Annotated in this window: 12 protein-coding genes; all 12 read left to right on the forward strand. The window is 36.5% G+C overall.

The window, feature by feature from the left end; all coding sequences use genetic code 11:
• The first annotated feature begins 24 nt into the window (after positions 1-24).
• The 12 genes from OZP07_RS20935 (at position 25) to OZP07_RS20990 (ending at position 14184) form a co-directional block, all read left to right on the forward strand.
• The gene (locus tag OZP07_RS20935) at positions 25-1281 is read left to right on the forward strand and encodes an alpha/beta hydrolase (RefSeq protein ID WP_281636631.1); all 1257 of its coding nucleotides are present in this window, start codon (positions 25-27) and stop codon (positions 1279-1281) included.
• Between the two features lie 2 nt (positions 1282-1283).
• On the forward strand, positions 1284-2645 hold the full coding sequence (gene radA, locus OZP07_RS20940; protein WP_281636632.1) for a DNA repair protein RadA: 1362 nt from the start codon (positions 1284-1286) through the stop codon (positions 2643-2645).
• 39 nt (positions 2646-2684) lie between these two features.
• Complete coding sequence (locus OZP07_RS20945) at positions 2685-4646, forward strand: transglycosylase domain-containing protein (protein ID WP_281636633.1); 1962 nt, start codon at positions 2685-2687, stop codon at positions 4644-4646.
• Positions 4647-4663: 17 nt separating this feature from the next.
• On the forward strand, positions 4664-5002 hold the full coding sequence (locus OZP07_RS20950; RefSeq protein ID WP_281636634.1) for an SdpI family protein: 339 nt from the start codon (positions 4664-4666) through the stop codon (positions 5000-5002).
• Positions 5003-5308: 306 nt separating this feature from the next.
• Entirely contained in the window at positions 5309-6580 is a 1272-nt protein-coding gene (serS, locus tag OZP07_RS20955; RefSeq protein ID WP_281636635.1) for a serine--tRNA ligase, read from the forward strand.
• A 173-nt stretch (positions 6581-6753) separates the two neighbouring features.
• Positions 6754-8532, forward strand: a complete 1779-nt coding sequence (locus OZP07_RS20960) for a tetratricopeptide repeat protein (RefSeq protein ID WP_281636636.1) — start codon at positions 6754-6756, stop codon at positions 8530-8532.
• 161 nt (positions 8533-8693) lie between these two features.
• Positions 8694-9005 carry a DUF4286 family protein gene (locus OZP07_RS20965; protein WP_281636637.1) on the forward strand — a complete coding sequence of 104 codons (312 nt, stop codon included), beginning with the start codon at positions 8694-8696 and terminating at the stop codon, positions 9003-9005.
• A 95-nt stretch (positions 9006-9100) separates the two neighbouring features.
• A complete protein-coding gene (gene rsmA / locus OZP07_RS20970) occupies positions 9101-9883 on the forward strand; it encodes a 16S rRNA (adenine(1518)-N(6)/adenine(1519)-N(6))-dimethyltransferase RsmA (RefSeq protein WP_281636638.1) in 783 nt (260 codons plus the stop codon).
• The gene (gene mgtE, locus OZP07_RS20975) at positions 9870-11222 is read left to right on the forward strand and encodes a magnesium transporter (RefSeq protein ID WP_194642397.1); all 1353 of its coding nucleotides are present in this window, start codon (positions 9870-9872) and stop codon (positions 11220-11222) included. The genes rsmA and mgtE overlap by 14 nt, the downstream gene beginning before the upstream one ends.
• Before the next feature lie 147 nt (positions 11223-11369).
• The gene (gene proC, locus OZP07_RS20980) at positions 11370-12146 is read left to right on the forward strand and encodes a pyrroline-5-carboxylate reductase (protein WP_281636639.1); all 777 of its coding nucleotides are present in this window, start codon (positions 11370-11372) and stop codon (positions 12144-12146) included.
• A 410-nt stretch (positions 12147-12556) separates the two neighbouring features.
• Positions 12557-13522, forward strand: coding sequence for a hypothetical protein (locus tag OZP07_RS20985; RefSeq protein WP_281636640.1), 966 nt, complete (start codon positions 12557-12559; stop codon positions 13520-13522).
• An 80-nt stretch (positions 13523-13602) separates the two neighbouring features.
• Positions 13603-14184, forward strand: coding sequence for an LOG family protein (locus OZP07_RS20990; RefSeq protein WP_281636641.1), 582 nt, complete (start codon positions 13603-13605; stop codon positions 14182-14184).
• The last annotated feature ends 12 nt before the right edge of the window (positions 14185-14196 follow it).

The raw sequence follows: 14196 nt of genomic DNA on the forward strand, positions 1-14196 counted from the left end.
TTATAGATAACCAATCCCCAACATATGAAACATCTATTATTAGCATTCCTAGCCTTTTTTTCATTTTCCTGTTTGGCACAAATAAAAACAATCAGTTTTAACTCAGAAAAACTCAAAGAAAAAAGGGATCTTTTTGTGTCATTGCCCGCTTCTTATGAAAAAAACAAAACCAAACAATATCCTTTATTAGTTTTATTGGATGGCGATTATTTATTAAATCCTTTCACTGGTGCGTTAATTTACGGTTCTTATTGGGATGATTTACCAGAAGTAATAATTGTTGGTATAGCTCAAAACAAAAATGATCAAAGAAACACAGATTGCGGAGTTGATCCAGTAACAGGAATGCCTGACGGAAAAAGTGTAGATTTCTTTGATTTTATTTCACTAGAACTTATTCCTATGATTCAAAAGGAATACAGAGTAACAAATTTCAAGATTATAGCCGGGCATGACACCACCGCCTCTTTTTTAAATTTCTTTTTATACAAAGACAGACCACTATTTGATGCTTATATTTCATTAAGCCCGGAATTTCCAGTAAATATGGAGCAAACGATGCCAGATTTACTTGCAAATTCCAAAACACCTCTTTTCTATTATTTATCCACAGCCGATGGAGATGAGAAAAAAATGAGAGAAAGAATCCTAAATCTTGACACAAGTCTAAAAACAATTAAAAACCCTGATTTAAATTATAAATTCGAAGATTTTAAGGAAGCCTCCCATTATTCACTTGTGCTGCATTCGATTCCTTCTGCTTTATATCAAATTTTCTCAGTGGCAGAGCCAATATCTGTACTGGAATACAAGACTAAAATAGTCACTTTAAAAGAAGGTTATGTAGAATATCTGAAAAAAAAATACGATATAATTGAAAATTCTTTTGGAATAAAAAATCCAATCAGAATTTCCGATTTCAAAGCCATAGAAGCAGCCATCCTAGAAAATAAAGATTACAATGAGCTGGATGCCTTGGCAATTCTTGCAGATAAAAATTACCCAAAAAGCATGCTTGGAGATTACGAATTAGCAATCATGTTCGAAAAAAAACAAGATAATCCAAGGGCTGTACGTTATTATATGTCAGGATTCAACAAAGAAGAAATTGCTGATCTAACCAAAGATATGATGTTTGCAAAAGCTGAAGAGCTGAAAAAAACCTTTGCAAAAAAACCAAAAATAAAAGGAAAAGTTGGTCAGGATACTGAAGCAAAACAAGAAGTAATTGAAGAAACTCCTACAGCTGACGCACCAGTAACAGAAGAAAAAAAGCAATAATAATGTCCAAAGTAAAAACAACTTTTTTTTGCCAGAATTGCGGTGCCCAATATTCCAAATGGCAGGGGCAGTGTAATTCATGCAGAGAATGGAACACTATTGCCGAGGAAATTATTCAAAAGCAGGAAAAAGTGGCTTGGAAAAGCGAGCAGTCCACAACTAGCAAAGCGCCAAAACCATTAAGGATCAATGAAATTGACAGTACAGAAGAAATCAGACTCAATACTACTGACAATGAGCTGAACAGAGTTCTGGGAGGCGGAATTGTTCCTGGCTCTCTAATACTTTTAGGAGGAGAACCTGGTATTGGAAAGAGTACTTTGTTGCTGCAGATTTCTTTAAAATTACCATACAAAACCTTATACGTTTCGGGTGAGGAAAGCCAAAAGCAGATTAAGATGCGTGCTGAGCGTATTACTCCAAATGGAGATAACTGCTTTATCCTTACAGAAACTAAAACACAGAATATCTTTAAGCAGATTGAAGCCATTCAGCCCGAAATTGTCATAATTGATTCGATTCAGACTTTGCATACCGATTATATCGAATCGACCGCCGGAAGTATTTCTCAAATACGGGAAACCACAGCCGAATTGATCAAATTTGCCAAAGAAACCAATATTCCCGTAATATTAATTGGTCATATCACCAAAGACGGAACGATTGCCGGACCAAAAATATTGGAACATATGGTTGATACTGTACTTCAATTTGAAGGTGACAGAAATCATGTTTACCGCATTTTACGTTCGCTAAAAAACCGTTTTGGGTCAACTGCAGAGATTGGTATCTACGAAATGCTTGGAAGCGGACTTCGGGAAGTATCCAATCCTTCCGAAATATTGATTTCGCACAAAGACGAAGAACTATCAGGAACGGCCATTGCTACCACACTAGAAGGTATGCGTCCGCTGATGATCGAAATTCAATCGCTGGTAAGTACCGCAGTATATGGAACTCCACAAAGAAGCACCACAGGTTATAACGCCAAAAGACTGAATATGATTTTAGCCGTTTTGGAAAAAAGAGCCGGTTTTAGACTTGGCGCAAAAGATGTTTTCCTGAATGTAACCGGAGGAATTTCTGTTGACGACCCTGCCATCGATTTGGCCGTTGTTGCAGCAATTTTATCATCTAATGAAGACATTCCGGTCAACAAAGATTACTGCTTTGCAGGCGAAGTTGGTCTTTCTGGCGAAATCCGTCCTGTAAACCGAGTAGATCAGCGCATCCAGGAAGCTGAAAAATTAGGATTTTCTACTATTTTTGTATCCAAGTACAATAAAATAGCTTTAAAAAATACCGGAATCAAAATTCAGCTGGTTGCCAAAATTGAAGATGTGGCGAGTATGCTTTTTGGATAAAACATCATTTTAAAAAACATTTCTTTTCTTTCCTACAACATGAAAACTAACAAACAAAAGTTACTGCTTGCCTCCAAAATAATTGGGATAGTTATTACTCTGCTCCTAATTGGTTTTCTGGTATTCAGGGACGAACTTTTGGATCAGGCAGTGGATAAGGTATCATCCACGATGAAATTAGAATACAACAGCGAATTTGCTATAAAAAAAGCATCTTTCGATGGTATTTCAGGAATAGAACTGGACGAAATTACTTTGGCTCCAAAAAATCTGGACACAATTTTCAAAATTCAAAAAATAAAAACAAGTGTCAATTTATGGCGTTTGCTCATCGGCGATGTGCAGCTTGGGACTCTTGAAATAAAAAACGGTTATGTCCAGTTAACCAAAAAAGGAAATGTCAAAAACTTTGGAGCATTCTTCAAAAAAGACAAAAACGAACCTAGAACGAACAAAAAACGAGATTATGCCGAATTTGCCTATCGCATTATCTCCAAGGTCCTCAATCTAGTTCCGACAGATATGACAATGGAAAATCTTGTTTTCAAACTCGATGACAATGGCAAGAAAGCGACTGTAAATTTTAAAAACCTGACCTTGCACCAAACCAAATTGGAATCGTCGATCGAGGTTAAAACCAACACCTTTGCACAGCGATGGAGAATCAACGGAATAGCAGATCCAAGAAATAAAAAAGGAGATCTCCATTTTTTTAACATTGACACCGGTGCCATCAAAGTGCCTTATTTTGATGAACGCTATAACCTGAAAGCCAGTTTTGACTCCATTCGTTTCAATGTTCAAAACATTGACATGAGTGGCGGCGAACTGCATTTTGATGGTTTCAGCTCGATTACCAATTTGAAAGTAAATCACAAAAGAATTGCCAGCAAAGACGTTAATATCAAAAATGCACGCTTTGATTTCCGTTTCTTGTTAGGCAGCGATTTTATTTCGATCGACAGCAGTTCGACCGTTCAATTCAACAAAATAAAAATACATCCGTATCTTTCGTATAACACCGAAGAAGATACCGTTTACAGACTGCAAATCCGAACTCCAAAAATCAAAACACAGGATTTTATCACTTCCCTGCCTGACGGATTGTTTACCCATTTTCAAGGCATGGAAGCCACGGGTGATTTTGATTATAATCTGGATTTCATGTTCAACAAAAATAAACCAAACACCATCGTTTTCAAAAGCAATGTCAACAAACGAGATGTTAAAATAACCAAATATGGAAATATTGACCTTAACAAATTAAACGGCGAATTCACTTATAGAGCGATCGATAAAGGTGTTCTGCAGCGTCCGGTTTTTGTAGGCGCAAGCAATCCGTATTACACACCATTGGACCAGATTTCACCATATCTGCAAAAATGCGTTTTAACTTCCGAAGATCCTTCGTTCATGTCGCATCACGGTTTTATAAACGAAGCTTTTAAACAATCGATTCTTAAAAATATCCGCACCAAAAAGTTTTCACGTGGAGCAAGCACCATAAGCATGCAATTGGTTAAAAACGTTTTCCTTACCAGAGAAAAAACTTTATCACGAAAACTAGAAGAAATTCTGTTGGTTTATATAATTGAAGGCAATCGAATCACGAGCAAACAACGTATGCTTGAAGTGTATTTCAATATTATCGAATGGGGACCAAACGTATATGGAATTGGCGAAGCTGCCGAATTTTATTTCCAAAAAAGACCTGCCGATCTGAATGTCCGCGAATGTTTATATCTGGCAACGATCATCCCAAAACCAAAGAAATTCATGTGGCAGTTTGATCAGGAAGGTTTGCAGAAAGCCTATGCCACCAAACAACAGGCATTCCTGAGAAATCTGATGTTCCGCCGTGGTTTATTAGTTCCTGAAGATACTGTTGGTTTGTCTGCCCCTGTTACGCTTACAGGTCGAGCTCATTCGTTATTAAATATCAAAGTAAAAGACACAACCGTAATCGATAGCTTAGAGGTTAAAGAGGATTTTGATTTTTAATTTTTTTTATACCATTTATGAATTATACTTTTTCATTAATGCTATTAACATTTGGAATAATTTTTATTATTGTAGGTTTCGCTGAATATATTTTTCCTCCAAAAAGCAGAAATCAAAAAGGATATCGAACGAAAAACTCTTTAAAATCGCAAGAACATTGGGATTTTGCACAAAAATATTCTGCAAAAATGACAATAATCTCAGCATTATGTTTAGTTGCAATTTCTTTTATTGGATTATTATTTCCTTTTTCTGATACTATGGGTTTTATCGCTTCACTTGCTGTTGTCGTATCGTTTTATATTTTTGTTAGACAAAAAACGGAAAGAGCAATTAAAGAGGAATTTGATTTTTAAAACTTTTTTGATTTGGAATATTTAACCGCAGGGTTCGCAAATGAAACGCTAAGAACGCTAAACTTTGCGAACGTTGCGGGTTTTTCTTTGCGCCTTTGAGAATTATCTTTGGACAAACTTTAATAAAAAACCCTTAACTTAATTGCATTGCACGAGCGGTACCGAATTAACTAAGTAAATCAAAAGAGGTTTTATTATAGAATTTAGCATCAAAAAATTAAAATAAATCCACAAGGAAACTTTGTCCCGTTGTTACCAAACATTTCCTTAAATTTGCTTCCATTATTGAGTTATAAAAATCAAACTATGTTACAAATTGCATTTATTAGAGAGAATCAAGAGAAAGTAATCAGCGCTTTGGCCAAAAGAAATATGGATGCCAGAGCCGTTGTTGAAGAAGTGGTACAACTGGATGAAAAACGACGCGCTGCGCAAGTTGAGTTAGACAATACTTTATCCGAATCTAATAAATTGTCCAAAGATATAGGCGAATTGATGAAAGCCGGCGAAAAATCGAAAGCGTCAATCCTTAAAGAAAAAACGGTTCTTTTAAAAGAAAAAAGCAAAGCATTGGCTGAAAGCGCTGATGTTTTAGCAAATGAATTAACAGAAAAATTATATACACTGCCTAATCTTCCTGCAGCTATTGTTCCTGCTGGAAAATCGGCAGACGATAATTTAAATGTTTATGAAGAAGGTGATATTCCGGTTTTGCACGAAGGGGCACAGCCACATTGGGAATTGGTAAAACAATATGATATCATTGATTTTGAACTTGGAAATAAAATTACAGGTGCAGGATTCCCTGTTTACAAAGGAAAAGGTGCTCGTCTGCAGCGTGCTTTAATTAATTATTTCCTTGACAAAAATACAGCAGCAGGATATCAGGAAGTTCAGGTTCCACATTTTGTGAATGAAGCTTCGGCTTATGGAACGGGGCAATTGCCGGACAAAGAAGGACAGATGTATCATGACGCAACAGATAATCTATATTTGATTCCAACTGCTGAGGTTCCTGTGACCAACATTTTCAGGGATGTAATCGTGAATGAAAATGAATTTCCAATTTTACGGACTGCCTACACACCTTGTTTCCGTCGTGAAGCGGGTTCTTACGGTGCGCATGTGCGAGGATTGAACCGTCTGCATCAATTTGACAAAGTAGAAATTGTTCGTATTGAACATCCGGATAACTCCTACCAAGCTCTTGACGGAATGGTAGAACATGTAAAAAATATTCTGAAAGAATTGAAACTGCCTTTCCGAATTTTACGTCTTTGCGGAGGAGATATGGGTTTCACATCGGCTTTGACTTATGATTTTGAAGTGTATTCTACAGCGCAGGAACGCTGGTTAGAAATTTCATCAGTATCTAATTTTGAGACTTTTCAGGCGAACCGTTTGAAACTGCGTTTCAAAGACAAAGACGGTAAAAATCAATTGGCTCACACGCTTAATGGAAGTTCATTGGCTCTGCCAAGAGTTCTGGCAGGCATTTTAGAAAATTACCAGACTCCGGAAGGAATCATAATCCCTGAGGTTTTGCGTCCATACTGCGGGTTTGATATTATAAATTAGTGAATAGCCATTAGCCAAAAGGCAATAGCTTGAAATTTAGATCGGAAATTATCCAATTAATTTGTGATTAAAAATTTGCCTTATAAGTCATATAAATGTATTGCAAAACTTTAAAAATAAAGCAAATGCAAACTTATATGACTTATATGTTTTATAAAAAATTGCTGTTAAAAATGAAAAAACTCTTCCTACATATCGCACTGTTTTTTTCATTAATTGGGTTTGCCCAAAATGAACAATTGGCCCAGTATTATTACGACAAAGGAGATTTTGAGAAAGCATTAGTCAGTTATCAGGAGTTATCAAACAGCCTGCCTTCGAATCCTTTTTATTTTCAGCGAAAAATTGACTGTATGCAGCAGCTGCTTCAGTTTAATCCCGCCGAAAAGGAAATCCAGGACCGACTGACAAGATCTGGACAGTCAACACTTTTGGTCGAATTAGGGTATAATTTTCAATTACAGAAAAATGATGTCAAGGCCAAAAAATATTATGATGAGGCCATAGACAGAATCCGAAAAAATCCAAACGAAGTCTATGGTGTTGCCAATGCATTTGAAAAAAAAGTACTGCTCGAATATGCTTTAAAATCATATCTGACGGCGGTTGAAATGGTGCCAACCCTTGATTTTAAATATCAAACGGCTCTGCTGTATGGACAATTAGGAAATACAGACCAAATGACTGTTAATTTTTTGGAAGAAGCTTTTGAAAATCAGCAGTCGACTGTAATGATTCAAAATCAATTGACGCGGTATATGTCTTCTGAAGGGGAATCTAAGTTTAACGAAAGTCTCCGGAAAGCCTTAATTGTTCGGGTTCAAAAAAATCAGGATGTGTTTTGGAATCAGTTTTTAAGTTGGTTTTATATGCAGCAAAAGGAATTTGAAAAAGCGTTTATTCAGGAAAAAGCGATTTATAAGCGAAATCCGGAATCATTATCAAACATCATCAGTTTGGGACAAATCGCTATCGAAGAAGGAAATCAGGAAATTGCCACCGAGGTGATGAATTATGTTTTAGAAAACACAACCGATGTTGATTTGATTGTTAGGGCTCAAAGTTATTTACTGCAGATGCGAATGGAAAAAGCGCAGGAAAAAGATTTTGCGGCTATTGATGCACAGTTTAATGCTTTGTTAAAGCAGTATGGAATAACGCCGGTTACTTTATCTTTGCAGTTAAAACAAGCACATTTTGTAAGTTTCATAATGAAAAACCCAACTTTGGGTAAAACCATTGTAAAGCGGGCAGCGGAGATGCAGCTGAATCAATTTGATCAGGCACAGTGCAAAATGGAACTGGCGGATATTTTGCTTTCTGAAGAAAAGTTCAATCAGGCATTACTCTATTATTCTCAGATTCAGGAAAATCTGCAGAATAATGTGCTGTCGCACGAAGCAAGTTTGAAATCAGCAAAAACAAGTTATTTTAAAACCGATTTTGAATGGGCTTTGAAACAGTTCAAAGAACTAAAATCGGCCGCTACCCAGCTGATTGCCAATGACGCTTTGGAATATTTTCTTTTGATTAATGATAATACCGTAGCCGATTCGTCTCAGACGGCACTGAAACAGTTTGCCAAAGGAGATTATCTTTTGTACCAAAACAGGAATCAGGAAGCAATTGCTCAGTTTCAGCAGATTCTGAAAAGTTTCAAAGGACAGGAAATCGAAGCTGTGACTTTGCTCCGATTGGGCAGATTGTATGAAAAGCTGGGTGATAATACGCTGGCTTTGGCACAATATCAAGATATTATTGATCATCACAGTGACGGAATTTATATTGATGAAGCATTGTATTTCTCGGCAGAGATTTATAATAAACAATTACAGCAGCCTGATAAGGCAAAAGCTTTATACGAGAAAATAATTTTTGCGCATCAGGACAGTATCTATTTTGTCGATGCCAGAAGGAAATTCAGGGAATTGCGAGGAGATACGAACCTTTAAAGAAAAGTTTAATCGTTTAATTGTTTATTTGTTTAACCGAATTAATGATTAAACAAATAAGTATAATTAATAAAAGAAGAGTTTAATCGGTTAATTATTTTATCTTTTTAACTTTCTTCGATTAAACAATTAAACAATTGACCAAATCAACAATAAAAAAAATGATTATATACAACGTTACCACAAACATACATGAAAGCGTTCATGATCAATGGATGATCTGGATGCAGCACAAACATATTCCCGAAATGCTGGCTTGCGGAAAATTTAGTTCAGCTCGTTTAGTCCGAGTTTTGGTTGAGGAGGAAATGGGCGGTGTTACTTATTCTGTTCAGTATGAAACGGACAGTAAGGAAACATTAGCAAAATACTATCAGGAAGATGCTCCAAAATTAAGAGAGGAAGGACAAAAATTGTTTGGCGACAAAATGCTGACTTTTAGAACTGAATTGCAAGTGATTTCAGATCATTAAAAATCTTTGGATTTAAAATTAAATTTTGTCTTTGCGTCTTTGCGAGATTATAACCCTAAATAAAGCGAGAAGACACAGTGCCTCGTAATAACGATATGGAAAAAGTAACAGCCAAAAAGCACCTCGGACAGCATTTCTTAAAAGATGAAAGCGTAGCGAAAGACATCGCTGACACCCTGAATTTAGAAGGGTATGAAGATGTACTGGAAATAGGACCCGGAATGGGAGTACTGACCAAGTATCTGCTGGAAAAACCAATCAATACATATGTTATCGAAATTGACACTGAATCGGTTGAATATCTGGGTGTTCATTATGATAAATTGAAGGACAGAATCATTTCAAAAGATTTCCTCAAATACGATATCAATGAAGTTTTCGCTGGGAAACAATTTGCTATCATTGGAAATTTCCCGTATAATATTTCGACGCAGATTGTTTTCAAAACATTGGAATATCGCAATCAGATTCCTGAATTTGCCGGAATGTTCCAAAAAGAAGTAGCAGAACGCATCTGTGAGAAAAAAGGAACCAAAGCTTATGGAATCCTGTCCGTTTTGGCACAGGCGTTTTATGATACCGAGTATCTGTTTACCGTAGACGAAAATGTATTCAATCCGCCACCCAAGGTAAAATCGGGAGTGATGCGTATGCGAAGGAAAGAAGATTTTAGTCTGCCTTGTGGCGAAAAATTGTTTTTCACGGTTGTAAAAACGGCTTTTCAGCAGCGCAGAAAGACCTTGCGGAACAGTTTAAAAACCTTAAATTTGTCCGATAGTTTGAGAGAAGACGAAGTTTTTAATCTTCGTCCCGAGCAATTGGATTACAAAGAATTTATAGCATTGACCCAAAAAATAGAAGCCGATGGAGGAGTTTAAAATCAGCAAAGAATTAATACTGCAGCTCGGTGAATTTATTCAAAGTAAAAATGACCAGCAGCTGGAAGTTTTATTGAATGATATGCACCATGCTGATATTGCCGAAGTTTTAGATGAATTAGACTTTGATCAGGCAACGTATATCTTTAAAGTTCTGGACAGTGAAAAAACTGCCGAAATCCTCTTAGAGTTAGAAGATGATTTAAGGGAGAATATATTAAACAGGCTTTCGCCAAAAGAGATTGCCGAAGAGCTTGACGAATTAGAAACCAATGATGCGGCCGATATTATCGGGGAACTTTCGAAAGAGAAAAAAGCCGAAGTAATATCAGAGCTGCAGGACGTTGAACATGCTAAGGATATTGTAGAACTTTTACGTTACAAGGAAGATACTGCAGGAGGAATCATGCACAAGGAGCTTGTAAAAGTGAATGAAAACTGGAACGTGCTTACCTGTGTAAAAGAAATGCGTATTCAGGCCGAAAATATTTCCAGAGTCCATTCTATTTATGTAGTCGATGACGAAGACAGATTAAAAGGCCGATTGTCGCTGAAAGATCTGCTGACGACTTCTACACGGACAAATATCAGCGATGTATATATCCGAAAACTGAATTCGGTAAATGTAGATACAGAAGATGTTGAGGTGGCCAGAATCATGCAGAAATACGATTTGGAAGCTATTCCTGTAGTGGATGAACTGGGACGTTTAGTAGGGAGAATTACTATTGACGATATCGTGGACGTTATCAAAGACGAGGCCGAAAAAGATTATCAATTGGCTGCGGGTATTACCAATGACGTAGAATCCAGCGATACTGTTCTGGAGCTGATGAAAGCAAGACTGCCGTGGCTTTTGATAGGAATGGTAATTGAAATTATTGCCTCAAAGGTTCTGGAAGGCAATCAGACTACGGGGCAGCAGTATTTTACTTTGATGATATTTGTTCCCTTACTTTCGGCTACAGCGGGGAATATTGGTGTGCAGGCATCTGCAATTGTGGTGCAGGGTCTGGCCAACGGAACTTTAAAACAATACAGCAGTCAATACTTAACTAAGGAACTTTCGGTTGCTATGATTTCGGGAACGATAATATCATTATTTTTATTTTTGTACCATTCTTTAATGTATCAGCAGTATCTAGTTGGATTTGCTATCTCCATTTCCATGCTTGTAGTAATAGTATTTGCAGCTTCATTAGGGGTATTAGTGCCTCTGTTTTTACATAGAAGGAAAATTGATCCTGCAATTGCGACAGGGCCTTTTATTACTACTACAAACGATGTTTTCGGCATCATGATTTATTTTGAGATAGCCAGACTGATATTAGGATATTAAACATCGGCAACTTTTAGAATATAACAATTATCCCGAATTTATTTAAATTTAAAAATAATAGATTCGGGATAATTTGTGTTCTTTGTAATTCCTTTTTTTCGGCATCCGAAATACTATTAATCAATCAAAGAATAAAAAGATACAAGAATGAAAGTACATATCATAGGCGGAGGAAACCTTGGGGCTTCTGTCGCAATCGGAATAGCAAAATTTACTAAAGATAACCAGGTAACGGTAACGAGACGCAATTTGGCTCCTATTTCGCATTTAAAAGAATTAGGAGTTACAATCACTACAGATAATACCAGTAATATTCAGGAAGCAGATGTTATTATCCTGACGATAAAACCCTATCAGGTAGATACCGTTCTGGCTGAGATTCTGCCTGTGATTTCCAGTAAAGTAATCGCTTCGGCAGTAAGCGGACTTTCTATAGAGAATTTACAGAATAAGATAGGGGAGAATCATAGTGCGGTGCGTATTATGCCAAATATCGCAGCACAATTTGGGGCTTCGGCTACCTGTATTGCTTTTCATGAAAAAAACAAAGAAAAAGCACAGCCAACAGTAACTCTTTTTCAGGGATTAGGAACAGCTCCTATCATTGACGAAAAACTGATGGATGCAGCAACCGTTCTAGCAGCAAGCGGAACAGCATTTGCTTTGCGTTACATACGTGCTTCTATGCAGGCGGGAATTGAAATTGGATTTGACTGGAAGACTGCCTTGGAGATATCGGCACAGACTGTTAAAGGTGCTGCCGAAATGCTGCTGGAGGAAAAAGGACATCCAGAACAATTGATTGACCGCGTTACTACACCGCAAGGCTGTACCATTGCAGGATTGAACGAGATGGAGCTTCATGGTTTCAGTTCTTCTTTAATCAAAGGAATCAAAACTTCATTAAAACAGATCAAGGGGTAAAGCCTTTTGGGCGTGCCACCATAAAGAAAGGGGTCAAATCATTGTAATGGTGATTCGGCCCCTTTATTTTTTGCTGTCGGGCTATCCACGCTGCTTTGGCATCTGGTTTCTATCCCTCACAGATTACCATTTCAGAATAAAATTTGCTGAATTGCTACAGACTTATTTGAATTAATTTTCATCAGAAAATATTCAGGAATAAAAAGTTTTTGCTGATTTCCCAGATTATTTTCACTATTTTCATGCGCAAAAAAAATAATATAATTTTCATAAATTCAAACTTATGCATATTGCTTTATTACCGCAATATCAATTATGCACAATTTTATAAAGTGCAGGTGTAAATGAATTAACAGCAATCTATTATACTCTTATGACTTCAAAAATTAAAATTCTTTTGTTTTTTTTTCTTGATAATTTCAGGTCTGCTTTCAGCCCAAGATAATGCAGAAATTGTAAAAATAAAAAAGGAAATTGCAGCTTTATTTCAAAAAGCAGGCAAATCAAATCTTCAAAACGTGCTAACCTATAAAATAAACGGTAAAATTGGTTTTGTAGATGCTGTAACAAATAAAAAACTTCTTAATCCAACTTCCAATTTACAAGACGTAACACTTTTTAAACCTAATATGAAAGGGCTTTATAAAAAGTTGTACAATTTCGAAATTTCGGGAGACACCTTTAATATCAATGTTGAAAAGCTCACAAATGAGGAGTTATTCCCATCGATTAGAGGAATGCAAAGTGAACGTGAAACTATTGAAGTTATTGATTCCAAAGGAGGGTTCAAAGGTTTTACCGTTGATGTAAATGGTAAGCTTACCTCTTACTCAAATCTATATTATGATAAAGTGAGTCCCTTTCTGTTTGAAGGGAAATATTATGCAATGGCAACAAAACAGACAGGTCCGGATGAATATTTTGGAGGTATTATCGATACTGATGGTGTGCCGCTGCCTCACTTCAATTTTATCCATAAATGTCTTACTCTAATAAATTATGAGAATGATGATATTTGGTTTACAGAAGGTCTTTGCAGGGGGTTAAAAGGGTCTTTTATTAGTTTTAAAGGCAAAGTTAAATTTAAGGACGAACTTGTAGGAAGTACAAACTACAGTAACAATATTTTTGAATACAATCACAACCATTCTGATGATTGGGAAGTTAATGGAATTCTTGATGTATACAATATGGAGTGGGTTATGAAACCTCAAACGGCTATTAAGATACAAGGATTAGGGTATACAAGCAAAAAGCAGCTTGATGAAAGTAAACTGGAAGAAAGATTAAATGCCAATATTTACTTCTTGGTTGAAGAGGGAAAAAAGGAATATTTCATGTATTTTAAAATGAACAAATACCTGCCGGTGAAATAGTCAGCAGCTTTATTTTTGCGGATTAAGGAGTATTTTAGTAATGTGATATGTTTTTTGAAGAATTTTAAATAGTTATTGAAATGAAAAGAATAACCGTATTCTGTGGTTCCAGTTCAGGAACTGAAGAAATTTACACTTCTCAGGCAGCTCTGCTTGGACAGAAATTAGCCAAGCGAAACATTGAATTGGTTTATGGAGGAGCCAAAGTCGGGCTTATGGGAGCCGTTGCAGACGGTGTTTTGAATGCAGGCGGTAAAGCAATCGGTGTGCTGCCAAATTTTTTGAGGTCAAAAGAAATTGCTCACCCAGCACTTACTAAATTAATTCTGGTTGATACTATGCACGAGCGAAAAACTAAAATGAATGACCTTTGCGACGGCGTAATCGCTCTGCCGGGCGGTTTTGGCACATTGGATGAACTCTTCGAAATGCTGACGTGGGGACAGCTTGGACTGCATAAAAAACCAATTGCCATTTTAAACGTAGATGGTTATTTTGATGCTTTGATTGTTTTTGTCCATACAATGAAAGAAAAAGGTCTTTTGAAAGAAGTAAATCAGCAGATGCTTTTGATAAGCAGTGATATTGATGATCTTCTGGAGAAAATGGAAAATTATACAGCACCCGCTGTTGGAAAATGGATCAATAAAGAAAATATTTAATGTTATGCCGTT

This window comes from Flavobacterium marginilacus (assembly GCF_026870155.1).
Lineage (GTDB): Bacteria > Bacteroidota > Bacteroidia > Flavobacteriales > Flavobacteriaceae > Flavobacterium > Flavobacterium marginilacus.